Origin of the sequence: Bacillus pumilus, from assembly GCF_900186955.1 — a bacterium.
Classification (GTDB): Bacteria; Bacillota; Bacilli; order Bacillales; family Bacillaceae; genus Bacillus; species Bacillus pumilus.
Genome location: NZ_LT906438.1, coordinates 891,300 through 917,982, shown reverse-complemented (window position 1 = coordinate 917,982; position 26,683 = coordinate 891,300). Strand labels below are relative to the sequence as shown.

The following is a 26,683-nucleotide window of genomic DNA, read 5'->3' as shown; positions in this document are numbered from 1 at the left end:
AAGTACATGCACATTATTTTCTAATAGGTTTCTATTTTTATCTAAATAACTCATTTAAACCACAAAAAAACGTTTCACCACAAGGGTGAAACGTTAGGTTGACGGTAAAAACCGATCATGAAATTATTAATAGATACCGGTGGCCGGGGTCGAACCGGCACTCCGTGAGGAACACGATTTTGAGTCGTGCGCGTCTGCCAATTCCGCCACACCGGCATGATCATTAAAGAGCGCAACTTATGATAAAAAACATGGTGCCGAGGGCCGGACTTGAACCGGCACGGTAGTCACCTACCGCAGGATTTTAAGTCCTGTGTGTCTGCCAATTCCACCACCCCGGCAGTCTTTTCAAAAAGGCGACACCCGGATTTGAACCGGGGATAAAGGTTTTGCAGACCTCTGCCTTACCACTTGGCTATGCCGCCATTATTGGAGCGGAAGACGGGATTCGAACCCGCGACCCCCACCTTGGCAAGGTGGTGTTCTACCACTGAACTACTTCCGCAAATCAACTGGGCTAGCTGGATTCGAACCAACGCATGACGGAGTCAAAGTCCGTTGCCTTACCGCTTGGCTATAGCCCAATAATAAAATGGGGCGATTGATGGGAATCGAACCCACGAGTGCCAGAGCCACAATCTGGTGCGTTAACCACTTCGCCACAACCGCCATAGATGTTATGAATCATATTAAGAAAATTGGCAGGGGCAGTAGGAATCGAACCCACACCGGAGGTTTTGGAGACCTCTGTTCTACCTTTAAACTATGCCCCTATGAAAATAAAAATGGTGGAGGGGGGCGGATTCGAACCGCCGAACCCGGAGGGAGCGGATTTACAGTCCGCCGCGTTTAGCCACTTCGCTACCCCTCCACATTTGAAAAACAGTGCCGGCAAGAGGACTTGAACCCCCAACCTACTGATTACAAGTCAGTTGCTCTACCAATTGAGCTACACCGGCAAATAGTGGTGGCTCGGGACGGAATCGAACCGCCGACACACGGATTTTCAGTCCGTTGCTCTACCAACTGAGCTACCGAGCCAAATATTTATTTTAAAAATGGCGGTCCGGACGGGACTCGAACCCGCGACCTCCTGCGTGACAGGCAGGCATTCTAACCAACTGAACTACCGGACCATTTTGGTTGCACTCAATGAGCACTCCCCATTGGTGTATAAAATAATTTGGTTGCGGGGGCAGGATTTGAACCTGCGACCTTCGGGTTATGAGCCCGACGAGCTACCGAACTGCTCCACCCCGCGATGATATAAAAGATATGGTGGAGGATGACGGGCTCGAACCGCCGACCCTCTGCTTGTAAGGCAGATGCTCTCCCAGCTGAGCTAATCCTCCGAATAAAAAACACTGGTGTATATTCTATAAAATGGTGACCCGTACGGGATTCGAACCCGTGTTACCGCCGTGAAAGGGCGGTGTCTTAACCGCTTGACCAACGGGCCCTTTATTATGTAAATTGTGGCGGAGAGCAAGGGATTCGAACCCTTGAGACGGGGTTACCGCCTACACGATTTCCAATCGTGCTCCTTCGGCCACTCGGACAGCTCTCCAAATTGGCTCCGCAGGTAGGATTCGAACCTACGACCGATCGGTTAACAGCCGATAGCTCTACCACTGAGCTACTGCGGAATGAAGAAAGCCTGGCGATGTCCTACTCTCACAGGGGGAGACCCCCAACTACCATCGGCGCTGAAGAGCTTAACTTCCGTGTTCGGTATGGGAACGGGTGTGACCTCTTCGCCATCATCACCAGACAATTTAGTGACAAAAGATATTATACTATGTATTGAAAATAAATCAAGAGATATTTAAAAAATGTTCTCTCAAAACTAGATAACAATGTTCAAGCTTCACATTAGAATATAGGTTAAGTCCTCGATCTATTAGTATCTGTCAGCTCCACGTGTCACCACGCTTCCACCTCAGACCTATCAACCTGATCATCTTTCAGGGATCTTACTTCCTTGCGGAATGGGAAATCTCATCTTGAGGGGGGCTTCATGCTTAGATGCTTTCAGCACTTATCCCGTCCGCACATAGCTACCCAGCGATGCCCTTGGCAGAACAACTGGTACACCAGCGGTGCGTCCATCCCGGTCCTCTCGTACTAAGGACAGCTCCTCTCAAATTTCCTGCGCCCGCGACGGATAGGGACCGAACTGTCTCACGACGTTCTGAACCCAGCTCGCGTACCGCTTTAATGGGCGAACAGCCCAACCCTTGGGACCGACTACAGCCCCAGGATGCGATGAGCCGACATCGAGGTGCCAAACCTCCCCGTCGATGTGGACTCTTGGGGGAGATAAGCCTGTTATCCCCGGGGTAGCTTTTATCCGTTGAGCGATGGCCCTTCCATGCGGAACCACCGGATCACTAAGCCCGACTTTCGTCCCTGCTCGACTTGTAGGTCTCGCAGTCAAGCTCCCTTGTGCCTTTACACTCTGCGAATGATTTCCAACCATTCTGAGGGAACCTTTGGGCGCCTCCGTTACATTTTAGGAGGCGACCGCCCCAGTCAAACTGCCCACCTGACACTGTCTCCCTGCCCGATAAGGGCAGCGGGTTAGAAGGTCAATACAGCCAGGGTAGTATCCCACCGATGCCTCCACCGAAGCTAGCGCTCCGGTTTCCAAGGCTCCTACCTATCCTGTACAAGCTGTACCAACATTCAATATCAGGCTGCAGTAAAGCTCCACGGGGTCTTTCCGTCCTGTCGCGGGTAACCTGCATCTTCACAGGTACTATAATTTCACCGAGTCTCTCGTTGAGACAGTGCCCAGATCGTTGCGCCTTTCGTGCGGGTCGGAACTTACCCGACAAGGAATTTCGCTACCTTAGGACCGTTATAGTTACGGCCGCCGTTTACTGGGGCTTCAATTCGCACCTTCGCTTACGCTAAGCGCTCCTCTTAACCTTCCAGCACCGGGCAGGCGTCAGCCCCTATACTTCGCCTTACGGCTTCGCAGAGACCTGTGTTTTTGCTAAACAGTCGCCTGGGCCTATTCACTGCGGCTTCTCGGGGCTTTAACACCCTAAGAAGCACCCCTTCTCCCGAAGTTACGGGGTCATTTTGCCGAGTTCCTTAACGAGAGTTCTCTCGATCACCTTAGGATTCTCTCCTCGCCTACCTGTGTCGGTTTGCGGTACGGGCACCTCTCACCTCGCTAGAGGCTTTTCTTGGCAGTGTGGAATCAGGAACTTCGCTACTAAATTTCGCTCGCCATCACAGCTCAGCCTTCACGGGAAACGGATTTGCCTATTTCCCAGCCTAACTGCTTGGACGCGGATATCCAATACCGCGCTTACCCTATCCTCCTGCGTCCCCCCATTGCTCAAATGGTGAGGAGGTGGTACAGGAATATCAACCTGTTGTCCATCGCCTACGCCTTTCGGCCTCGGCTTAGGTCCCGACTAACCCTGAGCGGACGAGCCTTCCTCAGGAAACCTTAGGCATTCGGTGGACGGGATTCTCACCCGTCTTTCGCTACTCATACCGGCATTCTCACTTCTAAGCGCTCCACCAGTCCTTCCGGTCTGACTTCACAGCACTTAGAACGCTCTCCTACCACTGTTCGTAAGAACAGTCCGCAGCTTCGGTGATACGTTTAGCCCCGGTACATTTTCGGCGCAGAGTCACTCGACCAGTGAGCTATTACGCACTCTTTAAATGGTGGCTGCTTCTAAGCCAACATCCTGGTTGTCTAAGCAACTCCACATCCTTTTCCACTTAACGTATACTTTGGGACCTTAGCTGGCGGTCTGGGCTGTTTCCCTTTCGACTACGGATCTTATCACTCGCAGTCTGACTCCCAAGGATAAGTCATCGGCATTCGGAGTTTGACTGAATTCGGTAACCCGGTAGGGGCCCCTAGTCCAATCAGTGCTCTACCTCCGAGACTCTTACCTTGAGGCTAGCCCTAAAGCTATTTCGGAGAGAACCAGCTATCTCCAGGTTCGATTGGCATTTCACCCCTACCCACACCTCATCCCCGCACTTTTCAACGTGCGTGGGTTCGGGCCTCCATTCAGTGTTACCTGAACTTCACCCTGGACATGGGTAGATCACCTGGTTTCGGGTCTACGACCACGTACTCATGCGCCCTATTCAGACTCGCTTTCGCTGCGGCTCCGCATCTTCTGCTTAACCTTGCACGGGATCGTAACTCGCCGGTTCATTCTACAAAAGGCACGCCATCACCCTTTAACGGGCTCTGACTACTTGTAGGCACACGGTTTCAGGATCTATTTCACTCCCCTTCCGGGGTGCTTTTCACCTTTCCCTCACGGTACTGGTTCACTATCGGTCACTAGGGAGTATTTAGCCTTGGGAGATGGTCCTCCCGGATTCCGACGGAATTTCACGTGTTCCGCCGTACTCAGGATCCACTCTGGAGAGAACAACATTTCAGTTACAGGGCTGTTACCTTCTTTGGCGGGCCTTTCCAGACCTCTTCGCTTATATCGTTCCTTTGTAACTCCGTATAGAGTGTCCTACAACCCCAAGAGGCAAGCCTCTTGGTTTGGGCTGTTCCCGTTTCGCTCGCCGCTACTCAGGGAATCGCATTTGCTTTCTCTTCCTCCGGGTACTTAGATGTTTCAGTTCCCCGGGTATGCCTTCTCATACTCTATGTATTCAAGTATGGATACTACTCCATTACGAGCAGTGGGTTTCCCCATTCGGAAATCTCCGGATCAAAGCTTGCTTACAGCTCCCCGAAGCATATCGGTGTTCGTCCCGTCCTTCATCGGCTCCTAGTGCCAAGGCATCCACCGTGCGCCCTTTCTAACTTAACCATTTCTTACTTTAGAAAGAATCACTATGTGTGATGAACTTTGCATTGCATTCAATGTGAATGTATTACTTATTGTTATCTAGTTTTCAAAGAACAATCCTGTCTCGCTAGAGACATGTCTTGAAGGAATGATCCTTCAAAACTAAACAAGACGAAAACGCACACTGCTCCATATATCCTTAGAAAGGAGGTGATCCAGCCGCACCTTCCGATACGGCTACCTTGTTACGACTTCACCCCAATCATCTGCCCCACCTTCGGCGGCTGGCTCCATAAAGGTTACCTCACCGACTTCGGGTGTTGCAAACTCTCGTGGTGTGACGGGCGGTGTGTACAAGGCCCGGGAACGTATTCACCGCGGCATGCTGATCCGCGATTACTAGCGATTCCAGCTTCACGCAGTCGAGTTGCAGACTGCGATCCGAACTGAGAACAGATTTATGGGATTGGCTAAACCTTGCGGTCTCGCAGCCCTTTGTTCTGTCCATTGTAGCACGTGTGTAGCCCAGGTCATAAGGGGCATGATGATTTGACGTCATCCCCACCTTCCTCCGGTTTGTCACCGGCAGTCACCTTAGAGTGCCCAACTAAATGCTGGCAACTAAGATCAAGGGTTGCGCTCGTTGCGGGACTTAACCCAACATCTCACGACACGAGCTGACGACAACCATGCACCACCTGTCACTCTGTCCCCGAAGGGAAAGCCCTATCTCTAGGGTTGTCAGAGGATGTCAAGACCTGGTAAGGTTCTTCGCGTTGCTTCGAATTAAACCACATGCTCCACCGCTTGTGCGGGCCCCCGTCAATTCCTTTGAGTTTCAGTCTTGCGACCGTACTCCCCAGGCGGAGTGCTTAATGCGTTAGCTGCAGCACTAAGGGGCGGAAACCCCCTAACACTTAGCACTCATCGTTTACGGCGTGGACTACCAGGGTATCTAATCCTGTTCGCTCCCCACGCTTTCGCTCCTCAGCGTCAGTTACAGACCAGAGAGTCGCCTTCGCCACTGGTGTTCCTCCACATCTCTACGCATTTCACCGCTACACGTGGAATTCCACTCTCCTCTTCTGCACTCAAGTTTCCCAGTTTCCAATGACCCTCCCCGGTTGAGCCGGGGGCTTTCACATCAGACTTAAGAAACCGCCTGCGAGCCCTTTACGCCCAATAATTCCGGACAACGCTTGCCACCTACGTATTACCGCGGCTGCTGGCACGTAGTTAGCCGTGGCTTTCTGGTTAGGTACCGTCAAGGTGCGAGCAGTTACTCTCGCACTTGTTCTTCCCTAACAACAGAGCTTTACGATCCGAAAACCTTCATCACTCACGCGGCGTTGCTCCGTCAGACTTTCGTCCATTGCGGAAGATTCCCTACTGCTGCCTCCCGTAGGAGTCTGGGCCGTGTCTCAGTCCCAGTGTGGCCGATCACCCTCTCAGGTCGGCTACGCATCGTCGCCTTGGTGAGCCATTACCCCACCAACTAGCTAATGCGCCGCGGGTCCATCTGTAAGTGACAGCCGAAACCGTCTTTCATCCTTGAACCATGCGGTTCAAGGAACTATCCGGTATTAGCTCCGGTTTCCCGGAGTTATCCCAGTCTTACAGGCAGGTTACCCACGTGTTACTCACCCGTCCGCCGCTAACATCCGGGAGCAAGCTCCCTTCTGTCCGCTCGACTTGCATGTATTAGGCACGCCGCCAGCGTTCGTCCTGAGCCAGGATCAAACTCTCCGAGGTATGCAGGATGCATATCACACATGCGTTGCTACACGATGTAGCGAACTTAGCATGTGATCATTTCCTGCCTCGTCAGCGTTTGACTGACTACCTATGATGTTTCATAGGATTTTTTTATAAAAACTCGAATTAACAGGTACGTTTTGTCTTGTTTAGTTTTCAAAGATCATCTTCGCCGTCTCTCAGAGGCGACTTTCTCAATATAACATTTCGACGCCGTGTGCGTCAAGTGTTTTTTAGAATTTCTTTTTGTCAGCTTTTCTTCCAAAAGCAACTTGTTTGCTCGTTAGCGACGTATAATAATATACCATCATAATATTCAGGCGTCAATATCTTTTTTCACAAAATATCCTCGATGATAGATTTTTTGCCCCTTTGTCTCAATCGGCTCCACCTGAACAATTCCTTTTTCCACAAAGAAATCAATCATGACGCTAAGGTCAGGCGTGAAATACTTGAGGTCAGGATGCGCGAGAAGCTCTCCAAAAAGCCATATATCTTGCTGTTCCATGACATGACGCAAATGAGCGGCGCCAATTTCTGCTTTTGAATGGATCAAAAAGTCATTTGCTAAAAATAAAAGTTCCAAACGTTTATGAAGGCTTTCGTGGCTTTCAATGAGTTCTGAATAAAGTTTATATACTTCCGGTTCCATATGACGCACCTGATTCCAAACTGTCACTTCTGGGTGGAAACCTTTATCGATCACTTCAATACGTGCCAAATGATGCAGAGCATGCACAATTGAATTATATGCATCAAGGAATTGATTTGACTCAAAAAATGCTTTTCCTTCTATATATCTGCGAATAAGCTTGCCGTATTCTAAACCGATTTTAAGTTTGCGGTTTGAAAATGGGAATGTACTCAGGTCATCAATTAAGTTGAAAATATATTCATTTCGATCAAATAGGACTTTCCCATTCAAAATCCAATCAATGATTCGGCGGTTCGTGCCAAGGGTGATCCATTCCTTCAACTGCTCATCTGTGACAACATTTAAAGAAGCTGTTTGGTGATCGGATTCATAGTGCTTGATAAATAACGGCTCTTCCGCTTCTTTTACAATGACTAGAAGTGCTGCATCAAAGTTATCCGTCTCAGAAGATACTTTGTGTCTTCTTTCTACTATAATCACAGCCAATGTGTCTGGGTGACTTGCTCTCTCTTGATAAATAGGACGGAGAAGATTTTCCATAGTGATTCCTCCAATACTCGGGTGTAAAGTTCTTCTCTAATGCTATGTATTTCTCCTCATAGAATCAAAATTCCTTCAATTCAAGAAAAAAGATCATTGAATTATTATAAGCAATTTATTCACAAAACTCTATAACTAATTCAAACAGAAAGGTAAAATGTGCTATATTGGAGACAAGGGGGCTAGGGATGGCGAAATACTCCAGTAAGATTAATAAAATCAGAACATTTGCACTTAGTTTGGTTTTTGTTGGCTTTCTGATCATGTATATCGGTGTGTTCTTCAAGGAATCGATTTGGCTGTCGACTTTCTTTATGCTGCTCGGCGTCTTATCGATCGGATTGAGTACAGTGGTTTACTTTTGGATCGGTATGCTTTCTACGAAGGCAGTCCGTGTCGTATGTCCAGGCTGTGAGAAGGAAACAAAAGTGCTTGGGCGGGTGGACATGTGCATGCATTGCAGAGAGCCGCTTACACTCGATCCAGCATTAGAAGGCAAAGAGTTTGATGAATCCTACAATCGAAAAAAGTCATAAAAAAGCTGACCATTTAACCGGTCAGCTTTTTCATTAATGATTTTCTTTTTTCGCACATTCTTGACAAGTCCCATAGATCTCCAAGCGATGATGACTGACTGTAAAGCCCGTCACATGGGATGCAAGCTGTTCAACTTCATCAAGGCCAGGATAATGAAAGTCCACTATTTTTCCGCAGTTTTCACAAATCGCATGGTAATGGTCAGATGTCGCAAAATCAAATCGGCTTGAGGAATCACCGTACGTTAATTCCTTTACTAATCCAGATTCCCGGAAGACTCGTAAATTGTTGTAAACCGTTGCGACACTCATATTTGGAAATTTCCCTTCAAGTGCTTTATATATATCGTCCGCGGTTGGGTGAGTCATAGAATTTACGAGAAACTCCAAGATGGCATGGCGCTGCGGAGTAATTCGAACACCGGTTTCTTTTAAAGCATCTAAAGCGTCTTTTAGTTCGTGAGCAGCCATTTCATCATGCACCTCTCTTCAAAAATATTCTTATATTGTAATCTTTATAAATAGTGTACCCCCAGAGCCGAATCTTTGTCAATTACAATCCTCTTTTTTACCTATTCTTCTTCACAAAAAAGACCGACATGTCTGCCGGTCCTATCCTGTGATGATATTAAGCGTGAGATTTTAGTTCCTCAAGCGCTTCTTCTACGTGGTCTTTCACCTTAACTTTTCTCCACTCTTTCACAAGCGTTCCTTCTTTATTAATAAGAAACGTTGAACGTTCGATGCCCATGTATTCTTTGCCAAAGTTCTTTTTCAGCTTCCATACTCCAAAGGCTTCGGACAATTTCTGTTCATCGTCTACAAGAAGTAAGAACGGTAAATCATGTTTTTCTTTAAACTTCTGATGCTTATCCTGACTGTCTGGGCTTACGCCGATAATGACAGCATCTAATTCTGCAAAGCTTTGATGGCGATCGCGGAAATCACATGCTTCTGTTGTACAGCCGGGTGTCATATCTTTTGGATAGAAATAAAGGACAATATGTTTTCCTTTAAAGTCAGAAAGCTTTACTTTCTCCCCGTTGTCACCGGTTAATTCGATTTCAGGTACTTGCTGGCCTACTTCGATTGTCATGACACAATCCCTCCAACCTATTTTTTAATAGCCTATCCAATTTTGAGAGGATATTCAACTAAGGACGCTTGCATCGGCATGTTAAAATAATGATAGACGACGTGATACGTTGAGATAGGAGGCTATTTATGAAATTCACAGAATCAGAAAAATTACATCAAGAGGCGCTGGAGCATATTGTTGGAGGTGTCAACAGCCCGTCTCGTTCATATAAGGCAGTAGGCGGCGGTTCACCCGTGGCTATGGAAAAAGGAGAAGGCGCTTATTTTTGGGATGTTGACGGAAATCGCTATATCGATTATCTAGCAGCATACGGCCCAATTATTACAGGACATGCCCACCCTCATATTACAAAAGCGATTACAAAAGCGGCTGAATCAGGTGTCCTTTACGGAACGCCAACGAAGCATGAAGTCACTTTTGCTAAAATGCTGAAGGAAGCCATGCCTGCTTTAGACAAGGTTCGCTTTGTCAATTCAGGTACTGAAGCGGTGATGACAACGATTCGTGTCGCACGTGCATATACAGGCAGAACAAAGATCATTAAGTTTGCCGGATGCTATCACGGTCACTCTGATCTTGTACTTGTGGCAGCTGGCTCTGGTCCATCCACTTTAGGAACCCCTGATTCAGCAGGCGTTCCAAAGAGCATCGCCAATGAAGTGATTACCGTTCCATTTAATGATATTGACAGCTACAAAGAAGCATTGAATCGATGGGGCGATGAAGTCGCAGCTGTCCTTGTCGAACCGATTGTCGGGAACTTCGGCATCGTGGAGCCTATGGACGGTTTCCTGCAGCAGGTCAATGACCTCACTCATGAAAAGGGCGCACTTGTGATCTATGATGAAGTGATTACAGCTTTCCGCTTTATGTACGGAGGCGCACAGGACTTGCTTCAAGTAAAACCTGACCTCACTGCATTAGGAAAAATCATTGGCGGCGGACTTCCGATCGGTGCTTATGGCGGTAAAAAAGAAATTATGGAGCAAGTCGCTCCTCTTGGACCAGCCTATCAAGCTGGCACGATGGCAGGAAATCCTGCATCCATTCTTTCTGGTATTGCCTGCTTGGAAGTGTTAAAACAAGATGGTGTTTACGAGCATCTTGATCAGCTTGGCGCGATGCTAGAAGAAGGCATTTTAGCCCATGCAAAAAAACATCAAGTAGATATTACAGTGAACCGCTTAAAAGGGGCTCTCACTGTCTATTTCACAAAAGAAACCATTGTGAACTATGAACAGGCTGAAAATACGGATGGCGAAATGTTCGCCCGCTTCTTTAAATTAATGCTTTCGCAAGGGATTAACCTCGCTCCTTCTAAATATGAAGCTTGGTTCTTAACGATCGCACATACTGAAAAAGATATTTCCGAGACGCTGCAAGCAGTAGATCATGCGTTTGAACAGTTGAAACAATCATAATAGGGTCAAAAACAGGCGTAAAAAAATGCGCCTGTTTTTTTATTTATCAGCTCTTGTTTGTCAAAAGCGTGTGAATCTGTTACATTTCTTCTCAATACCTTCTTTTGATGTTTTCATGAACTTTCAAAAATCACTTGAATATTTCGGAAGACCGCTGTATATTACTTAGTTGTTCATCAAAATATTTATAATAAATGACGAGTGATCATCTATTATCTAAAAGAAAGGAATGCAGGGACAAAACCAATGAAACTTGGAGCCCGTATTTTAAAAACCGGTATTGCCATTGTACTCGCGCTTTACCTGGCAACATGGCTTGGGTTGCCAACGCCCGTCTTCGCGGGAATTGCAGCTGTATTTGCTATCCAGCCATCTATTTATCGATCTTTTTTAACGATTGTTGATCAAGTGCAAGCCAATATTATTGGAGCAACACTTGCCATTACGTTCGGTCTGCTTTTTGGCACTGGACCAGTCATTATCGGTTTAACCGCCGTCATGGTCATCGCCATTAATTTAAAGCTGAAGATTGAACACACGATTCCAATTGCACTTGTAACCGTCATTGCGATTTTAGAAAGTGCAGGGGATCATTTCCTTTCCTTTGCCTTAATTCGAACAGCTACTGTGGTGTTAGGAGTTCTTTCTTCATTTTTAGTGAATTTAATCTTCCTGCCGCCAAAGTATGAAACAAAGCTTGTTCATCACATTATGGAAAATACGGAGGAGATTTTAAAATGGATCCGTCTGAGCTCCAGACAGTCTACTGATCATTCCATTTTAAAGGATGACATCGATCAAATAAAAGAACGCATGATCAAATTAGATCACATTTACTTGTTATACAAAGAGGAACGAAGCTATTTAAAGAAAACCACCTATGTAAAATCAAGAAAGCTCGTTTTGTTCAGACAGGCCATTATGACATCGAATCGTGCCCTGTACTTGCTGAAAAAGCTTCATAAATTAGAAAATGAAATTCATTTGATGCCAGAGCATTTCAAGGAAAGCTTAACAGATGAAATTGATTACTTACTGTATTGGCATGAGCGCACCTTGATGAAATTCGTCGGTAAAATGAAGCCGCAGGACGATGAATTTCAAAATGAATGCTCTCTTCGCCTTGAAACGTTAACGAAATCATTTATCCAGCATCAGCAAAACCAAGAAAACGACTTGCTCGATTACAATATGCTGAATGTCATGTCCAGCATCATCGAATACCGTGATGAACTAGAGCATTTAGATACATTGATTACAAGCTTCCAGACGTATCACCCAAAAGACAGTGAAATTGAGACAGATGAAAAAGAAGCATAAATAGAAAAGACCAGACCGATTCCAAGAATCGGTCTTATTTTATTTTCTTCATTTTAGGATCCAGTGTGTCTCTTAATCCATCTCCCATCAGGTTAAAGCCCAAAACTGTCAGCATGATCGCTACACCTGGGAAAATTAATGTCCAAGGGGCTTGAACGAGATAAGGTCTTGCATCGGCAAGCATTTTCCCCCACTCTGGGCTTGGTGCCTGTGCACCCAATCCTAAAAAGCCTAAAGCCGCTGCTTCGATAATCGCTGTTCCGATCGCAAGCGTCGCTTGTACGATGACCGGCACCATACTGTTTGGCAGAATGTGACGCAGTACGATGCGGCGGTGTGACATCCCAACCGCCTTTGCTGCTAGCACGTATTCTTCTTGTTTAATACTCAGCACTTTTGAACGAACGAGCCGTCCAAAGGTAGGGACATTAATAATCGCAATGGCAATAAGGGCATTTTGTAAGGAGGGGCCTAAGATAGAGACGATCGCAATCGCCAGTAGAATACTAGGAAAAGCGAGTAAAATATCAAACACTCTCGAGATCACAGCATCTAGCACTCTTCCGCCATAGCCTGCAATCAATCCAAGCAGTGTGCCTAAAATGACAGACCCGAGAACCGAGAAGAAACCAACCCATAAGGAAATCCGCGCGCCATGCACAACTCTTGAAAATATATCTCTGCCGAAATCATCTGTACCAAACCAGTGCGCAGCTGATGGTGCACTAAATCGCTGACCGAGAGATTGTTCATTGATTCCAAAAGGAGCAATGAGCGGTGCAAATATCGCTAAAATGAGAAATAAAAAGACAATCACACTGCCAATGACCGCCAGCTTGTGCTGAAAGAACAGCTTCATCGATTCAAGAATCAATGATTGAGAGCGCTCTTCTTTTCGTTGAGGTGGTTCAAGCTCTTTTTGCGCTTCCATGTTATCACTCTCCCTCCCTAATATTTAATCCTTGGATCAATGACCGCATACAAGATGTCCACAATGAAATTGATCAGGACAAATATGAGCGCAACGACGAGAATGCCTGTTTGAATGACTGGGTAATCACGATAGCTGATGGCGTCATATATATACCGCCCAATGCCCGGCCATGCAAAAATGGTCTCTGTTAAAATGGCCCCGCCTAGCAAGAGGCCTGTCTGAAGACCAATAATCGTTAAGATCGGAATAAGCGCATTTTTCAACCCATGCTGATAAATGATGAAAAATGAACGTACTCCTTTTGCTTTTGCTGTTCGAATAAAGTCTGAATGAAGCACTTCCAGCATACTTGCCCTTGTTATCCTTGCAATAATCGCAGCAGGGATTGTAGCAAGTGCTGTACTCGGTAAGATCAAATGCTTGATGCTGTCAGTGAATTGATCAAACCGGCCTTGCAAAAGTGTGTCCAGCGTATGAATATAGGTGATTGATTCCACTGGATTTCTGACGTTTTCACGTCCCGTTGTCGGTAAAATACCTAATTCAATCGAGAACAGCCACTGCCCCATTAAGCCTAACCAGAAAATCGGCATGGACACTCCAATGAGTGCAATAAACATCGCGACATAATCAAAGAAAGAATGTTTAAACCAAGCACTGATGATTCCAGCATTTACCCCCACAACAATCGCCAGCACCATGGCAAAAAAGGTCAATTCTAACGTCGCAAATAAGTATGGCTTCATTTCCTGGGCAATAGCCGCTCCTGTTCGTATCGAAGTCCCTAAATCCCCTTTTAAAAGGCCCAGCATGTAATGTCCGTATTGAACATACCAAGGCTGGTTTAATCCGAGCTGGATGGTTAACTGTTCTACTGCTTCTTTCGTTGCCCGCTGTCCTAAGATGACCTGTGCTGGGTTCCCTGGAATAAATCGTATAATTGAAAACACGACTAATGTCATTCCGATCAATACTGGGATGAGCATTCCTGCCCGCTTCATACAATAAGCAAACAAACAGCTTTCACCGCCTTTTCTTTGTTTGAATAAGGGAGATACAAGATCTCCCTTATTTGCTTATTCGAAATACACGTCAGTCAAAGCTTCTGAACCAGTTGGATGCGGCTGGTAGCCTTTTAAATCACTAGATGCTGCAAGCATTGGGATGGAATGCACCAATGGAATCCAAGGTGCTTCATCATGAATGATTTCTTGTGCTTTTTTATATAGCTCATTTCGTTTCTTTTGATCTGTGTCTGTTTGCGCTTCAATGAGGATGTCGTGCATTTTATCGTTTTCGAAGAATGTATAGTTGTTGCCGCCAATGCTGTCTTTGTCCAAAAGGGTGTAGATGAAATTATCAGGATCGCCATTGTCCCCTGTCCAGCCTAATAAGAACACATCAGCTTCCCCTTTACTTGCCTTATCTAAATAGGTCGCCCAGTCATATGTCACAATTTCTGCTTTGACGCCGACCTTTTCAAAGTTTGATTGAATGACTTCTGCTACCTTCATCCCATCTGGCATATACGGACGCGGTACAGGCATCGCCCAAAGCTTGATGCGAAAGCCGTCAGGAAAGCCCGCTTCTTTTAAAAGTTCCTTCGCTTTTTCAGGATCATACGGATATGGATCAATGTCGTCATTGTAGCCTTCTAAAGCTGGAGGAAGAGGGTTTTTTGCTGGCTCGGCAAGTCCTCCATAAAATGACTTAATAATGGATTCTTTATCGACCGCGTAATTGAGCGCTTGACGAACGAGCTTGTTATCGAGCGGCTTTCTTGTGACGGTCAGTCCGATATAACCTACATTCATTGATGGTCTTTCAATGAGCTGGAGTGCTTGAACCGTTTTAATGCCATCTAAATCTGACGGATTCACGCCATCCATCAAATCGATCTCGCCTGTTTTCAATGCATTTAAGCGAGCCGAGTTTTCTGGGATCGAGCGGAAGATGATTTGATTCAGTTTTGGTTTATCCTTCTGCCAGTAATCTTCGTTCTTTTCTAACACGATACGGTCGTTTTGTTTCCACTCTTTAAATTTGAATGGTCCTGTTCCTACTGGATTTTCGCGAAAGGAATCGCCGCTTTTTTCAACAGCTGCAGGACTCGCGATGCCAAACGGTGACATGGCAATATTTTTAAGGAATGTCGCCTGCGGGCGCTTTAGCTGAAATTCAACTTCATGCTCACCTTTGACGATGATGTCCTTAATCACATGGCCTTTATCTTTTTTATAACCGCCAAACATGCCGTAGTAAGGGAATTTTTCTGCATCGCCATTCATCCAGCGGTCAAAGTTGAATTTCACCGCTTCTGCGTTAAAGTCTGTGCCATCGTGAAATTTCACACCTTCTCTTAAGTAGAATGTGTACGATTTTCCGTCCTTTGCAACATCCCAGTCTGTTGCGAGACCTGGATGGATGGTCGTGTCTTTCTCACCGTAATTCAGCAGCTTTTCAAACATATTCTCTGTGACCTTGAAGGTTTCGCCTTCTGTTGTTGTGATTGGATCAAGTGAAGTGGAGTCTCCTCCTCTGCCAAATACGAGGGTGTCTTTTGTTGCCTTCTCTTCTGATGACGGAGCGGACGAGCATCCCCCTAAAAACAGTGCAAGTGCCAGCACAAAAATGAAACTACTGAACAACCATGTCTTCTTCATTGTGTTCCTCCTTTTGATATAAGTAACACGCCGCCGCGTGCCCCGCTTCCTCCTCATACAAAGTAGGTACTGCTTTTAAGCATTTCTCCCACCTTTTTGGACACCTTTTGTAGAAAGGACAGCCGCCGCTTGGTGTCATGGCAGACTCTTCTGCCGACACATCTTGCGTCTCTAGCACGTGATCCATATGTGGAATGGATTTCAGAAGCAGCGATGTATAAGGATGAAGCGGGCTGTGAAATACGTCTTCGGCAGGCCCCATCTCGACAATGCGGCCTGCATACATGACTGCGATTCGGTCGCTCATATATCTGACAACACCAAGATCGTGAGAAATAAATAGATACGTTAGAGAAAGTGTCTTTTGCAATTCAAGCATCAAATTCAAAATTTGGGCTTGAACGGATACATCTAAAGCTGAAACGGGTTCATCGGCAATGACAAGACTTGGATGGGTAATGAGTGCTCTAGCGATACCAATACGCTGCCTTTGTCCGCCGCTGAATTGGTGCGCATAACGTTCTCCGTAGGATGGATCAAATCCGACAATATGTAGCATCTCTTTTACCCGCTTCCGTCTTTCTGCTTTCGTTCCATGTCGATGGACAATGAGCGGTTCCTCTAAAATATCTTTGATTTTCATTCGTGGATTTAATGAAGCGTATGGATCTTGAAAAATCATTTGAATGTCTTTTCTTAAAGAACGCATCTCTCTTTCTTTCAAAAGAGTGACCTCTTGCCCTTTCAGTTGAATAGAGCCTGACGTCGGTTCAGTCAATCTCATTAAGCTTTTGCCAAGTGTTGATTTCCCGCAGCCTGATTCACCAACAATGCCAAGCGTTTCCCCCTCCTTCACGTGAAAGGACACTTGATTTAAAGCCAGAGTCGAATGTTTGTGTTTAGAAAAAAAAGCGGCTGTTTCATACCGTTTTGTCAGTTGATTCACTTGCAAGAGTGGGTGACTCAGTGTCTTCTCCTCCTTCCATTAGAAAACATGCCACGCGGTGATCCTGTTCAATGGATTGTAAAACTGGATCTTCTTCAAGACATTGCGCCATTTGATAAGGGCAGCGCGCGGCAAATTGACAGCCGGATCGAATGGTCCCAGGCTTCGGTACATGGCCTGCAATAGAGATGAGCTTTTCTTTTTTCTCTTTAAACGATGGGACTGAGGCGAAAAGACCTTTTGTGTAGGGATGCAGAGGTTTTTGAAAAATACGGTCAACGGTTCCTTCTTCTACGATTCGACCGGCATACATAATCATGACTCGCTGGCATATTTGCCGCACGACACCTAGATCATGGGTAATAAATAAGATCGCGGTGTCCATCTCTTCATTCAGCTTTTTGAGCAGGCGAAGGATTTGCGCTTGGATGGTCACATCAAGTGCAGTTGTTGGTTCATCTGCGATCATGAGCTTTGGGTGACAAAGCATCGCCATCGCAATCATCACACGCTGGCGCATGCCACCTGATAATTCATGCGGGTATTTTTTAAGCAACGATTCGGCTTGCTTCAATCCAACTGTCTGAAGCAGATCAACCGCCTTCGCTTTTGCTTCTTTTTGACCGATTGCTTGATGTGTGAAAAGGGCTTCCGTCATTTGTTTGCCGATGGTCATTAATGGGTTTAGAGAGGTCATTGGTTCTTGGAAAATCATCGAAATATCATTTCCTCTTATTTCTCGCCACTGTTTTTCTGAAAGCGACAGCAGGTTTAGCCCTTCGAATTGGATCTCTCCCGTTGTGTCTGTTTGCTGGTTCAGTCCCATTAATGACATAGATGTGATACTTTTCCCGCAGCCAGATTCGCCAACAATTCCTAAGGTTTCTCCTTTTTGAATCGAGAACGATATGTGATGGACGATGGGTACTTTTTGCTTTTTTTGCTGGAATGCAATGGACAGCTGTTTGACATCTAGCAGCACGTCTTGTTCTTTCACATATTCACCACCCCGTCATACTTTTTAAAATTGTATTGAGACAAGCTGGGAAATATGTCATGTTTTTGACAAGCATAAAAAAGCCTATCCGCTAGAATCGGATAGGCTTCTACTAATTTAATGTTTGAATGGTAAATAGATGGCGATAGTGGCTGTCTCTGTTCATTAATTCTTCGTGTGTTCCTTTTTCCACAATCTCGCCTTGTTCCATGACGACAATAAGGTCAGCATGTGTAATTGTTGATAAGCGGTGCGCGACAATAAAGGTTGTGCGGTCCTTTGCTAGCTTTTGCATCGCTTCTTGAATGTAATGTTCACTTTCTAAATCTAGTGCAGACGTTGCTTCATCTAAAATCAACAATGGGGGATTTTTAAGAAAGACCCTTGCAATGGAAATCCGCTGTTTTTGACCGCCTGACAGCTTCACGCCCCGTTCTCCTACCTTCGTGTCATATCCTTCAGGAAGAGACATAATAAAGTCATGGGCATTTGCCGCTTTTGCAGCCGAAACGATTTTTTCAAAAGAGGCTTCTGGGTCTCCAACCGCAATATTTTCTTTAATCGTGTCACTGAATAAGAATGTATCCTGCAGCACCATTCCGACTTGATTTCGAAGGCTTCTTGCTCTGTACTCTTTTATATCAATGCCGTCAATTTCAAGTGACCCGTTTGTCACATCATAAAACCTTGGAATTAAGCTGACGAGAGTCGACTTCCCTCCACCGCTCATTCCTACAAGCGCAACCGTTTGTCCTTTTTCTACTTTCAAGGAGATATTGCGGAGAATCTCTTCCTGCGTGTGTTCATAACGAAACGACACATTTTTAAATTCGACCTCTCCTTTTAAATGATCGGCTTCTTTCGCATTCGGCCGATCTGTTACCTCGTATGGCTCATCAATAAATTCAAAGATACGATCCATTGACGCTACTGACTGAGTTAGAGTCGTGGATGAGTTTATGAGGCGGCGAATCGGGTTGTACATCCGGTCAATATAACCGACAAAGGCAATCATAGTCCCGATCGAAAGTGATCCATTAATGACGGTGTAGCCAGCAAATGCAATGATCAATAGCGGTGCAATATCAGTGATAGTATTGACGACGGCAAATGTTTTGGCGTTCCAATTCGTATGATTGATCGCTTTGTTTAAGAAATTTTTGTTTTCATCATGAAAATTCTCTTGTTCATATTCTTCAATGGCAAAGCTCCGAATGACTGGCATTCCTTGTACCCGCTCATGAAGATGCCCTTGCACTTCAGCCAGCGCCTGTGACCGCTCTTTTGTCAGCTTGCGGAGCCGTCCGTAAAAATACTTCACTGCAAACGCATATAACGGAAAAATAATGACAGACACGATGGTGAGCTTGATGTCCAGTGTACACATAATGGCGATCACGATCAGCACGGTCATCAAATCTAGCCAAATGTTCATAAGACCTGTGATGACAAACTCTTTTGTCTGCTCCACATCGTTGATGACTCTAGAAATGATTTCTCCTGTTCTCGTGTTGGCATAATAACGAAGGCTGAGCTTTTGAATATGCGAAAACAGCTTTTCTCGAATATCAAACAATACCTTACTGCCTGTCCACTGCGCATAGTATTGTCTATAGTATTCAACAGGCGGCCTCATCACTAAAAATAAGACGAGCATGATTCCCATCATGATCAGTAGAGATGATGTCTTTTCTTCAGCCGACCCCGAGCCTTGAATGACATCATCAATGACATACTTTAAAAGCAGAGGCAATGTTAAGGGAATCGAGAACTTGATCATCCCGATGACCATTGTCAATGCAATCTGTTTCTTATACGGTGTTACAAAAGCCATGTAACGTTTAATGACCCCCATGTAAATCTCCTTCCCAATCTATCAGTGCCTCTTATCCGTACGCAATCAAAAACCTGTTAGCCTAAAAAGCCAAACAGGTTTTTTGATGCTCTTGCTTATTTTGTATAATGTAAAAAACGTTCATACCACATATCCACAAATTCAGGAGCAAACGGACCTTTCCGCTGGTGAATCCAATGCAATAATGTATTCAGATGCTCTCTTAAGATACTATCAATTTCCTTTGGATAATTCATCTGCCTCTTATGATCTGCATATTCATCCTCATCCAAAATATTATACGTCATGTCTGGAAAGACTTTGACATCTAAGTCGTAATCAATATACTTAATTGCTTCTTCATCTGTTGCAAAAGGAGAGCTGATGTTGCAGTAATAATATACCCCATCATCTCTAAGCATCCCAATCACATTAAACCATTGTTTTGCATGGAAATAGCAAATAGCCGGTTCTCTCGTCATCCAAGTACGGCCGTCGGATTCAGTCACCATTGTCCGGTCGTTTGCACCAATGATACACAATTCCGTTGCTTTCAGAATGGTGGTTTCATTCCAAATCCTGTGGATCAAGCCATTGTGTTTATAGCTTTGAATTTGGATGCTTTCTCCTTCCTTGGGATAGCCCATATTTTCTCCCCTACTTTCTATAACAAACAAACCTAACAGTCCAAAGACCTAATTTCCCAACTAAACATGTCTCTATCATATTATACCGTTACATCATTAAAAAATGAAATGAAAAAGCCATTCAACCCAATTGAACGGCACACTGTTTTACATCACGGTTGAACTCTTTTCCATCTGCTTATATGAATTGATGACCTCTTCTGTCTGTTTTGTAAACAAGGTTTGGATTTTTTGCAGTTCCTTACGTTTCTGTTTGATTTGATCATGAATCCTGGTCCACTCTTCTTTTTTTTCATCTTGCAGCAATTGTTTTTCTGTTTCTAAGCATAGATCGAGTTCTCCCTGTACATTGAGTAGTTGATCCATGAGCTGCATTTGTTCTTTTACAAGCTGATCGAAATCAGACATCTAACTCCTCCCTTTTATTCCCATCCACTTTTTGTCTGTATACCATTTCTTGAAAGATTGCAGAAATCCTTTGACTGTTTATGTAGAGGCTTTACAGGTTTTGTCGGATGGTGGGAGAGGCAAAAAGAAAAGCACTTCATTCGTAGATGAAGTGCTTCCCTCTGTTTCAGTGATTAGCTGTTTTGTTGTTTGTTTTGCTCAGCTTTTTGGTTGTATTTTTTTACTTGCTGTGCGTCAGTCTCGCTAGCAAATTCAGTACCATATTGACCTTGAGCAGAAGCTTGGTTTTGTTTTTTCACTTGTTGTGCGTTTGTTTTGTTTTGTTGTTTATCCATCGTTATCACCTCCACGCACATTAATTTGTGCAGAAGGTGTACTTCCTATTCATGATTTTTTAAACAAGCAAAGAACGTCCGCCATCTACAATGATGGTTTGTCCTCTAATCATGTCTGCTTTGCCTGATACAAGGAATTCGACGCTGTCGACCATGTCTTTAATTTCCACCATTCGGCCAGCTGGTGTATTTTTCTTGGCGTCTTCTAAAAGCTCTTCTCGGTTCGGGAAGTGCTTAAGTGCATCTGTATCGATCGCGCCGCCAGATACGGCATTCACGACGATATTTTTTTGTGACAGCTCAACAGATAGATAACGCGTCAACGCTTCTAATGCTGCTTTTGATACGCCGACTACTGTGTAATTTTCAAGGTAGCGGATGGAGCCTAGTGAGCTAATGCTGACGATATGTCCGCCGCCGTTTTTCTCCATTAATTTCGCCGCTTCTTGTCCGCAGAATAACAAAGCTTTCGCATTGATATTCATCGTCCAGTCCCAATGATTTTCTTCAAGGTCCATGATTGGACGCTGAACGCCTGATGCCGCATTGTTCACAAATATATCTAAACGGCCAAAGGTTTCGTCGATTTGCTGAAACATATCTTTGATTTTCTCTGGCTGACCTACATTGGCTTTGACAACCAATGTTTTCACACCCATCGCTTCAATTTCTTCCGCTGTTTCAAGTGCGGCTTTTTTGCTTCTCGCATAGTTAATGACAATGTCATATCCTTTTTCAGCTAAACGAAGGGCTACTTCTTTCCCTACACCTCTACTACTGCCTGTAATTAATGCACATTTACGTTGACTCATTATGGTTCATCTCCTGATTTGAATAGTTTTCGTCCATTCGCTTCACACTAATAGGAAAGTTCCTATTAGGAGGTTACATTCATGTATGTCGGACGCGATTTAAGCCAGCTTGGCATGATGTCCAAGGATCAATGGAAAGATACTGAGCTTGCTTACTTTCATCATGCTTTCCAACAAATTTTACCTTATTTAAACGAAGAAGGGCAATCTAAGTATCGAGAAATCATTTCAGAAATCGAAGACCGCGGGGGTCTGCACCGAAATGAAGCTGATTATACCCACGGTACAACGGTTAAATACGACTAGGCTCTTCAAGTGCCATCTTCCAAATTTTTTGGTGTGAGACTGGCAAAGCATATGCCTTAAATTCTTCTGTTGTCACTTTTTTCAGCATCGTGTCATCAGATACAGATGTCACACGTCCAAAGAAAACAGAAATATTCCAGATGAGGTGGGTAAATACATGCTGAATGGTGCCTTCTAAGTCACCAAGCTCTGCTTGTACACCTGCCTCCTCTTTTAAGAAATCCATTAGCTGCTCTTTTTCCGTTTTTCTTCCCTTTATGGTTTCCAAATTAGGGAATTCCCATAAATTAGCAAGCAGGCCTGTACTTGGCCGCTTATGAATATAAAGGTTGCCTGCGTCATCAAATAACACCGCTGCTGCCATTGATTTTGCAGTCGGTTTTTTCTTTTTGCTTTTCACTGGGAGCTCATGCTGAACGCCTTCTTCGAGTGCCGAGCAATGCATGTTTACAGGGCAAATGAGACATGCAGGGGATGTTGGGGTGCAAATGAGCGCACCTAACTCCATCAGCCCTTGATTGAATTCAGACGGCTTTTCCCGGGAAATGAGCTGATCGACAGCAAATTCGAAAGTGTTTCTCGTTTTTGGTTTTGCAATATCATCCCATATGGACAAAATACGGGAAATAACCCTCATAACGTTGCCGTCTACCGCAGGGTATGGCTTGTTATAGGCGATACTCAGCACTGCGCCGCTCGTATATGGGCCTACACCTTTGAGCTTTGAAAATTGCTCTTTCGTATCAGGGACAATGCCCCCGTAGGATTCATATACTTCTTTCACAGCTGCCTGTAAATTACGCACTCTTGAGTAGTAGCCAAGACCTTCCCATGCTTTCATGACTTTTTCTTCATCAGCTAAAGCGAGATCTTTCACCGTCGGGAATTGCTCCATAAACCGGTTGAAGTAAGGAATGACCGTATCCACTCTCGTTTGCTGAAGCATCACTTCTGATACCCAGACGCGGTATGGATCTTGATTTTCACGCCATGGCAGTGTTCGTTGTTCTTTTTCATACCAATTAATTAAATCATGCTGAAAGCCCGCAATATCTTTGCGGTCCAGCTTTTCTTGAATGTCTTTCATATCTATACTCCTTCTTATTGAACCAAGGGCTAACATTCTGAAAAGAACCTTATTTGTTGTATACTGTTTGTAGATACGTTAACATGTTACATTAAATCAGAACAAAGCAAAAGTGCTTTTGCACATAGTCTTGAAAGAAGGCGTATACTTTGTATGATTGTTCCTAAGCATGACAACTAGGAGGTAATCAATTGGATACTGGTACTCATGTAGTAATGGGCATTTCTCTTGGGGGACTTGCACTTTTAGATCCAGCCGTCAGCGCAGATCCACACATGGCACACGCCGTGATGATCGCGACCATCGCCGGCTCCCAAGCACCAGACATTGATACTGTGCTAAAACTAAAAAATAATGCGGTTTATATAAGAAATCACCGAGGATTTACACATTCCATTCCGGCTGTACTGTTCTGGTCATTGCTGATTCCGGCTGTGCTTTTCCCATTTGTGCCGGGGGCGAATTTACTTCACCTTTGGTTATGGACACTATTAGCCGTTGTCCTTCATGTGTTTGTCGATATATTCAATGCATACGGCACGCAGGCCATTCGTCCATTTTCAAAGAAGTGGGTAGCGCTTGGGATTATTAACACGTTTGATCCGTTTATCTTTTTTACACACCTTGTCGCCATTGTCGTTTGGGCGATTGGCGGGCATCCCGGCTATACGTTCATTACGCTGTATGCTGTGATTTTCTGTTATTATATCGTCAGGGTGATCATGCAGCTTCAGATTAAACATCAGCTGCGTGCACAATTCGATGAAATTGAAGACATTATTATTTCGCCTACAATGAAGTTCAGACAATGGCGCATTGCCGTGAAATGTAAATCCTCTTTCCATGTTGGGCGCAGTATGAATGGAGAGGTTGTCATTTTAGACACCTTTAACCGTGTGCCGGTCCCTGATACAGAGATTATGAAAATTGCCAAGCAAGACGAAAATATTTCAGCCTTTCTCTCCTTCTCCCCTGTCTACCGGTGGGAGGTAGATAAATACAAGGATCATTATGAGGTGCGGTTCATTGATTTGCGCTACCGCAGCAAAGGTCATTATCCTTTTGTTGCGATCTGCCATATCGACATGGACCACCAAATCAAAAATTCCTATACCGGCTGGATTTTCAGTGAAGAAAAACTGCAAAAAAAATTAAGACTCGGCTCTGTGTGAGCGAGTCTTTTTTTGTGCTTAAAACTCTTACAACTTCGTCATATATTCCACAATAAACTCCCAAAAGCCAGGTCCCTCTTGGTAAATCAGCCAGTCTACTTTTTCGATGAGTTTGATGTAGAGTTCTTGTTCGAGGTCTTCTCTTTCTTGATATGCCGTGTTTTGTAGTTTCTTTTTGATCATGGGTGTGAAGGTTTCAATGAGTTCTTCCATTTCCCCATTGGTCATTTTTTCTTCGTTCACGGACATCTCCCCCTGTTTCTTCTTTTATTTTGTTGAGCGCTTTTTTGTGGATGTTTGAGATGTTTTGTCTCGTTTCGCCTAGCCGGTCGGCTATTTCTTTCATTGTTTGACCTTCAACATAAATATGGGTTAAGACCATTTTTTGTTTGTCTGTGAGCTGCTGGTAAGCCTTGTACAATGTTTGATCTTGCAAGTGCTCCCCTAGGTCTTGCTGGTTGAAGAGCACGGCTTCATACGTATCTGTTTGAACAGGGTCTTTCACTTCTTGCGTATCAGGATGATCGAGTATGAGTGGAAAACGTTGCTGCTTTTTTTTCACTCGTTTGTCAAAGTCGACTGAAAAGATGCGGATCATTGTGGAAATATACTTGATGATGCGGATTTTCTGATAAAACTGCTTGAACTCGGAATCTAGTTTTTTCGCATTTTCTTCGTTTGGCTCTTCCATGACTTGCCGGAGCAGCTGCTGGTTTTTAGGGTTGCTTAAAAATTGCTGAATGAGCGGGTGATCAACGATTTCATTCCATTTTGCTTTCAATAACAGCCGATAATCCATGTGCATCCTCCCCTTTGTTCTCTCTACTTGCATTAAGTGGACAAAAGTTAAAAAAAGTAAACTTTGTGAAACGGGTCTAATGATTCATTTTCTCCCCCTTTGATTTCCTATTTCTTCTTTCATACCACTTATAGAGAAGACGAGCATCCGCTGGGAGGTGAGACAAATGGAGACCTTTTTTTCGGAGGAATGGCTGAAGCAGCTCGGTCAGGCTGGCTTTCCTGCCATTTTGACAGTTTACTTGCTGACACGTTTTGAACGAAAGTTTGATGAATTAAGCAAGCTCATCCAACGATTGGTCGCTGTTCAAAAAAATGATGAATCAGATTGACATCTGCTTGATTCGTTTCACCTTATGAAAACGAGGGCGAAATGAAAGGCCTTTTGTCACCTCACACAATACGATGTTGAAAGGGGATTTTATCATGAGTGAAAAGCAAAATGGTGTACCACAGCCGATTCGAGGAGAAAAAGGAGCAACGGTCAAAATTCCACGTAATCTCGAGCGAGACAGACAAAACCCAGATATGCTCACGCCACCAGAAACCGATCATGGAACGGTTCCCAACTTGAAATATTCTTTTTCTGATACGCACAACCGTTTAGAAAAAGGCGGTTACGCCAGAGAAGTCACAGTACGTGAACTGCCCATTTCTAAAAGTCTTGCCTCTGTGAACATGCGGCTAAAGCCTGGTGCAATTCGCGAGTTGCACTGGCATAAGGAAGCAGAATGGGCGTACATGATTTATGGGGACGCCCGAATTACATCAGTTGATGCAGAGGGGCGCAATTTTACAGAGGATGTGACCGAGGGTGATTTGTGGTACTTCCCTTCAGGCTTACCGCACTCTATTCAAGCACTTGAACCGGGAGCTGAATTCTTGCTTGTGTTTGATGATGGTTCCTTCTCTGAAAATAGTACGTTCCAAGTGACTGATTGGCTTGCCCATACGCCAGAGGAAGTTGTGCTCCAAAACTTTGGAATGACAAAGGAGCAATTTGAGAAACTGCCAGAGAAAGAGAAGTATATTTTCCAAAAAGGAATTCCTGGTTCCCTTGAGTGTGACAAAGTGAAAACAGAGCAAGGAGAAGTCCCGAATTCCTTTAAATATGAGCTGTTAAAACAAGAGCCGATTACGTCAAGCGGTGGACAAGTGTGGATTGCGGACTCTACCAATTTCAAAGCGTCTAAAACGATTGCGTCTGCTCTTGTGAAAGTCGATCCAGGCGCCATTCGTGAGCTGCACTGGCATCCAAATACGGATGAATGGCAATATTTCATTTCTGGAAAGGCACGAATGACTGTATTTGCCTCTGATGGACATGCGAGAACCTTCAACTATCAGGCCGGAGACGTTGGATATGTGCCATTTGCGATGGGGCATTATGTAGAAAATACAGGCGACGAACCGCTTTATTTCTTAGAAATCTTTAAGAGTGATCATTATGCAGATATCTCACTCAATCAGTGGCTTGCGGTCACACCGAAACAGCTTGTTCTTGATCATTTAGATCAAGGCGAAGACTTCTTGAAATTGCTTGACACTGAAAAACACCCTGTCATCGCTGCGCCTAAAAAAGAGGATTAATTCCACCTTCCTGCAAAAAGGCTGTCCTTTTTGCAGGT

Annotated in this window: 22 protein-coding genes, 16 tRNA genes, 3 rRNA genes and 1 pseudogene; 7 read left to right on the top strand and 35 right to left on the bottom strand. The window is 44.7% G+C overall.

Translation table 11 applies throughout. The features are described 5' to 3' along the window. Positions 1-134: 134 nt before the first annotated feature. The 20 genes from CKW02_RS04530 to CKW02_RS04435 form a co-directional block, all read right to left on the bottom strand. Positions 135-216 (bottom strand) — tRNA-Leu (locus tag CKW02_RS04530). A gap of 36 nt (positions 217-252) precedes the next feature. Then, a tRNA-Leu gene (locus CKW02_RS04525) sits at positions 253-341 on the bottom strand. 13 nt (positions 342-354) lie between these two features. Beyond that, positions 355-425: transfer RNA gene (locus tag CKW02_RS04520), tRNA-Cys, on the bottom strand. A 5-nt stretch (positions 426-430) separates the two neighbouring features. Further along, positions 431-505: transfer RNA gene (locus tag CKW02_RS04515), tRNA-Gly, on the bottom strand. Between the two features lie 7 nt (positions 506-512). Continuing rightward, positions 513-584, bottom strand: a tRNA-Gln gene (locus CKW02_RS04510). A 9-nt stretch (positions 585-593) separates the two neighbouring features. Then, a tRNA-His gene (locus CKW02_RS04505) sits at positions 594-669 on the bottom strand. Positions 670-699: 30 nt separating this feature from the next. Continuing rightward, positions 700-773, bottom strand: a tRNA-Trp gene (locus CKW02_RS04500). A gap of 13 nt (positions 774-786) precedes the next feature. Further along, positions 787-871 (bottom strand) — tRNA-Tyr (locus CKW02_RS04495). Between the two features lie 15 nt (positions 872-886). After that, positions 887-959, bottom strand: a tRNA-Thr gene (locus tag CKW02_RS04490). A 6-nt stretch (positions 960-965) separates the two neighbouring features. Then, a tRNA-Phe gene (locus CKW02_RS04485) sits at positions 966-1,041 on the bottom strand. An 18-nt stretch (positions 1,042-1,059) separates the two neighbouring features. Then, positions 1,060-1,136, bottom strand: a tRNA-Asp gene (locus CKW02_RS04480). Positions 1,137-1,184: 48 nt separating this feature from the next. After that, positions 1,185-1,261: transfer RNA gene (locus CKW02_RS04475), tRNA-Met, on the bottom strand. 15 nt (positions 1,262-1,276) lie between these two features. Next, positions 1,277-1,352, bottom strand: a tRNA-Val gene (locus CKW02_RS04470). 32 nt (positions 1,353-1,384) lie between these two features. Further along, positions 1,385-1,459: transfer RNA gene (locus CKW02_RS04465), tRNA-Glu, on the bottom strand. A 17-nt stretch (positions 1,460-1,476) separates the two neighbouring features. Further along, positions 1,477-1,567 (bottom strand) — tRNA-Ser (locus CKW02_RS04460). A gap of 4 nt (positions 1,568-1,571) precedes the next feature. Next, positions 1,572-1,646: transfer RNA gene (locus CKW02_RS04455), tRNA-Asn, on the bottom strand. 9 nt (positions 1,647-1,655) lie between these two features. Continuing rightward, positions 1,656-1,771: ribosomal RNA gene (gene rrf / locus CKW02_RS04450) — 5S ribosomal RNA — on the bottom strand. A gap of 109 nt (positions 1,772-1,880) precedes the next feature. Continuing rightward, a 23S ribosomal RNA gene (locus CKW02_RS04445) occupies positions 1,881-4,811 on the bottom strand. Between the two features lie 182 nt (positions 4,812-4,993). After that, positions 4,994-6,542 (bottom strand): 16S ribosomal RNA (locus CKW02_RS04440). Together the 16S, 23S and 5S rRNA genes with 16 tRNA genes alongside form the textbook arrangement of a ribosomal RNA operon. A gap of 319 nt (positions 6,543-6,861) precedes the next feature. After that, positions 6,862-7,740 carry a nucleotidyltransferase-like protein gene (locus CKW02_RS04435; protein WP_003217861.1) on the bottom strand — a complete coding sequence of 293 codons (879 nt, stop codon included), beginning with the start codon at positions 7,738-7,740 and terminating at the stop codon, positions 6,862-6,864. A gap of 188 nt (positions 7,741-7,928) precedes the next feature. On the opposite strand from CKW02_RS04435, the gene CKW02_RS04430 reads away from it, so the two are divergent. After that, positions 7,929-8,276, top strand: coding sequence for a YgzB family protein (locus tag CKW02_RS04430; protein WP_003217804.1), 348 nt, complete (start codon positions 7,929-7,931; stop codon positions 8,274-8,276). Between the two features lie 33 nt (positions 8,277-8,309). On the opposite strand, the gene perR is transcribed toward CKW02_RS04430, so the two are convergent. Both perR and bcp read right to left on the bottom strand, forming a co-directional pair. Then, the gene (perR, locus tag CKW02_RS04425; protein WP_003217782.1) at positions 8,310-8,747 is read right to left on the bottom strand and encodes a peroxide-responsive transcriptional repressor PerR; all 438 of its coding nucleotides are present in this window, start codon (positions 8,745-8,747) and stop codon (positions 8,310-8,312) included. A gap of 157 nt (positions 8,748-8,904) precedes the next feature. Beyond that, the gene (bcp, locus tag CKW02_RS04420) at positions 8,905-9,372 is read right to left on the bottom strand and encodes a thioredoxin-dependent thiol peroxidase (protein WP_003217794.1); all 468 of its coding nucleotides are present in this window, start codon (positions 9,370-9,372) and stop codon (positions 8,905-8,907) included. 128 nt (positions 9,373-9,500) lie between these two features. On the opposite strand from bcp, the gene CKW02_RS04415 reads away from it, so the two are divergent. Both CKW02_RS04415 and CKW02_RS04410 read left to right on the top strand, forming a co-directional pair. Next, positions 9,501-10,796, top strand: coding sequence for a glutamate-1-semialdehyde 2,1-aminomutase (locus CKW02_RS04415; protein ID WP_003217823.1), 1,296 nt, complete (start codon positions 9,501-9,503; stop codon positions 10,794-10,796). Positions 10,797-11,042: 246 nt separating this feature from the next. Continuing rightward, positions 11,043-12,116, top strand: coding sequence for an FUSC family protein (locus CKW02_RS04410; RefSeq protein ID WP_003217877.1), 1,074 nt, complete (start codon positions 11,043-11,045; stop codon positions 12,114-12,116). Between the two features lie 34 nt (positions 12,117-12,150). Here CKW02_RS04410 and CKW02_RS04405 read toward each other — a convergent pair whose 3' ends face one another. The 10 genes and pseudogenes from CKW02_RS04405 to fabL form a co-directional block, all read right to left on the bottom strand. After that, positions 12,151-13,047: an ABC transporter permease gene (locus CKW02_RS04405; protein ID WP_003217871.1), complete on the bottom strand. Its 897-nt coding sequence runs from the start codon at positions 13,045-13,047 to the stop codon at positions 12,151-12,153. Positions 13,048-13,064: 17 nt separating this feature from the next. Continuing rightward, positions 13,065-14,066, bottom strand: a complete 1,002-nt coding sequence (locus tag CKW02_RS04400; protein WP_003217874.1) for an ABC transporter permease — start codon at positions 14,064-14,066, stop codon at positions 13,065-13,067. A 60-nt stretch (positions 14,067-14,126) separates the two neighbouring features. After that, complete coding sequence (locus tag CKW02_RS04395) at positions 14,127-15,713, bottom strand: ABC transporter substrate-binding protein (protein WP_003217879.1); 1,587 nt, start codon at positions 15,711-15,713, stop codon at positions 14,127-14,129. After that, positions 15,688-16,665, bottom strand: coding sequence for an ABC transporter ATP-binding protein (locus CKW02_RS04390; RefSeq protein WP_003217876.1), 978 nt, complete (start codon positions 16,663-16,665; stop codon positions 15,688-15,690). The genes CKW02_RS04395 and CKW02_RS04390 overlap by 26 nt, the downstream gene beginning before the upstream one ends. Further along, the gene (locus tag CKW02_RS04385) at positions 16,634-17,656 is read right to left on the bottom strand and encodes an ABC transporter ATP-binding protein (RefSeq protein ID WP_003217858.1); all 1,023 of its coding nucleotides are present in this window, start codon (positions 17,654-17,656) and stop codon (positions 16,634-16,636) included. The genes CKW02_RS04390 and CKW02_RS04385 overlap by 32 nt, the downstream gene beginning before the upstream one ends. Positions 17,657-17,768: 112 nt before the next feature. Continuing rightward, complete coding sequence (locus tag CKW02_RS04380) at positions 17,769-19,511, bottom strand: ABC transporter ATP-binding protein (RefSeq protein ID WP_095117771.1); 1,743 nt, start codon at positions 19,509-19,511, stop codon at positions 17,769-17,771. Positions 19,512-19,606: 95 nt separating this feature from the next. Beyond that, positions 19,607-20,137 (bottom strand): nucleoside tri-diphosphate phosphatase, encoded by a 531-nt coding sequence (gene ntdP / locus CKW02_RS04375; RefSeq protein ID WP_003217818.1) that lies wholly within the window; start codon positions 20,135-20,137, stop codon positions 19,607-19,609. Between the two features lie 147 nt (positions 20,138-20,284). After that, positions 20,285-20,545 carry a YgaB family protein gene (locus CKW02_RS04370; protein ID WP_003217867.1) on the bottom strand — a complete coding sequence of 87 codons (261 nt, stop codon included), beginning with the start codon at positions 20,543-20,545 and terminating at the stop codon, positions 20,285-20,287. A 173-nt stretch (positions 20,546-20,718) separates the two neighbouring features. Continuing rightward, positions 20,719-20,865: pseudogene (locus tag CKW02_RS04365) on the bottom strand (gamma-type small acid-soluble spore protein); the annotation flags it as partial. Positions 20,866-20,939: 74 nt separating this feature from the next. Further along, complete coding sequence (fabL, locus tag CKW02_RS04360; RefSeq protein ID WP_003217873.1) at positions 20,940-21,692, bottom strand: enoyl-[acyl-carrier-protein] reductase FabL; 753 nt, start codon at positions 21,690-21,692, stop codon at positions 20,940-20,942. Between the two features lie 81 nt (positions 21,693-21,773). Between fabL and CKW02_RS04355 the strand changes: the two genes are divergently transcribed. After that, a complete protein-coding gene (locus tag CKW02_RS04355) occupies positions 21,774-21,998 on the top strand; it encodes a hypothetical protein (RefSeq protein WP_003217808.1) in 225 nt (74 codons plus the stop codon). On the opposite strand, the gene mutY is transcribed toward CKW02_RS04355, so the two are convergent. Further along, complete coding sequence (mutY, locus tag CKW02_RS04350) at positions 21,985-23,085, bottom strand: A/G-specific adenine glycosylase (protein ID WP_003217833.1); 1,101 nt, start codon at positions 23,083-23,085, stop codon at positions 21,985-21,987. The two genes, CKW02_RS04355 and mutY, sit on opposite strands and share 14 nt — an antisense overlap. Before the next feature lie 191 nt (positions 23,086-23,276). Here mutY and CKW02_RS04345 point away from each other — a divergent pair, with 191 nt between their 5' ends. After that, a complete protein-coding gene (locus tag CKW02_RS04345) occupies positions 23,277-24,257 on the top strand; it encodes a metal-dependent hydrolase (protein WP_003217862.1) in 981 nt (326 codons plus the stop codon). Between the two features lie 27 nt (positions 24,258-24,284). Here the strand turns inward: CKW02_RS04345 and rsoA are convergent, their stop codons facing one another. Together rsoA and CKW02_RS04335 are read right to left on the bottom strand one after the other, a co-directional pair. Further along, positions 24,285-24,506 (bottom strand): sigma-O factor regulator RsoA, encoded by a 222-nt coding sequence (rsoA, locus tag CKW02_RS04340; protein WP_034620885.1) that lies wholly within the window; start codon positions 24,504-24,506, stop codon positions 24,285-24,287. After that, positions 24,454-25,056: a sigma-70 family RNA polymerase sigma factor gene (locus CKW02_RS04335; protein WP_003217785.1), complete on the bottom strand. Its 603-nt coding sequence runs from the start codon at positions 25,054-25,056 to the stop codon at positions 24,454-24,456. The genes rsoA and CKW02_RS04335 overlap by 53 nt, the downstream gene beginning before the upstream one ends. Positions 25,057-25,222: 166 nt before the next feature. Here CKW02_RS04335 and CKW02_RS04330 point away from each other — a divergent pair, with 166 nt between their 5' ends. Next, the gene (locus tag CKW02_RS04330; protein ID WP_003217819.1) at positions 25,223-25,387 is read left to right on the top strand and encodes a YvrJ family protein; all 165 of its coding nucleotides are present in this window, start codon (positions 25,223-25,225) and stop codon (positions 25,385-25,387) included. A gap of 94 nt (positions 25,388-25,481) precedes the next feature. Next, positions 25,482-26,645 carry an oxalate decarboxylase family bicupin gene (locus CKW02_RS04325; protein ID WP_003217837.1) on the top strand — a complete coding sequence of 388 codons (1,164 nt, stop codon included), beginning with the start codon at positions 25,482-25,484 and terminating at the stop codon, positions 26,643-26,645. Positions 26,646-26,683 lie beyond the last annotated feature (38 nt).

Coding starts and splice junctions, on each gene's coding strand:
- CKW02_RS04430 (WP_003217804.1), top strand. CDS start 7,929: ATGGCGAAATACTCCAGTAAGATTAATAAAATCAGAACATTTGCACTT.
- CKW02_RS04415 (WP_003217823.1), top strand. CDS start 9,501: ATGAAATTCACAGAATCAGAAAAATTACATCAAGAGGCGCTGGAGCAT.
- CKW02_RS04395 (WP_003217879.1), bottom strand. CDS start 15,713: ATGAAGAAGACATGGTTGTTCAGTAGTTTCATTTTTGTGCTGGCACTT.
- bcp (WP_003217794.1), bottom strand. CDS start 9,372: ATGACAATCGAAGTAGGCCAGCAAGTACCTGAAATCGAATTAACCGGT.
- ntdP (WP_003217818.1), bottom strand. CDS start 20,137: ATGGGCTATCCCAAGGAAGGAGAAAGCATCCAAATTCAAAGCTATAAA.
- fabL (WP_003217873.1), bottom strand. CDS start 21,692: ATGAGTCAACGTAAATGTGCATTAATTACAGGCAGTAGTAGAGGTGTA.
- CKW02_RS04435 (WP_003217861.1), bottom strand. CDS start 7,740: ATGGAAAATCTTCTCCGTCCTATTTATCAAGAGAGAGCAAGTCACCCA.
- perR (WP_003217782.1), bottom strand. CDS start 8,747: ATGGCTGCTCACGAACTAAAAGACGCTTTAGATGCTTTAAAAGAAACC.
- CKW02_RS04380 (WP_095117771.1), bottom strand. CDS start 19,511: ATGGGGGTCATTAAACGTTACATGGCTTTTGTAACACCGTATAAGAAA.
- mutY (WP_003217833.1), bottom strand. CDS start 23,085: ATGAAAGACATTCAAGAAAAGCTGGACCGCAAAGATATTGCGGGCTTT.
- rsoA (WP_034620885.1), bottom strand. CDS start 24,506: ATGTCCGTGAACGAAGAAAAAATGACCAATGGGGAAATGGAAGAACTC.
- CKW02_RS04355 (WP_003217808.1), top strand. CDS start 21,774: ATGTATGTCGGACGCGATTTAAGCCAGCTTGGCATGATGTCCAAGGAT.
- CKW02_RS04370 (WP_003217867.1), bottom strand. CDS start 20,545: ATGTCTGATTTCGATCAGCTTGTAAAAGAACAAATGCAGCTCATGGAT.
- CKW02_RS04330 (WP_003217819.1), top strand. CDS start 25,223: ATGGAGACCTTTTTTTCGGAGGAATGGCTGAAGCAGCTCGGTCAGGCT.
- CKW02_RS04325 (WP_003217837.1), top strand. CDS start 25,482: ATGAGTGAAAAGCAAAATGGTGTACCACAGCCGATTCGAGGAGAAAAA.
- CKW02_RS04410 (WP_003217877.1), top strand. CDS start 11,043: ATGAAACTTGGAGCCCGTATTTTAAAAACCGGTATTGCCATTGTACTC.
- CKW02_RS04405 (WP_003217871.1), bottom strand. CDS start 13,047: ATGGAAGCGCAAAAAGAGCTTGAACCACCTCAACGAAAAGAAGAGCGC.
- CKW02_RS04335 (WP_003217785.1), bottom strand. CDS start 25,056: ATGGATTATCGGCTGTTATTGAAAGCAAAATGGAATGAAATCGTTGAT.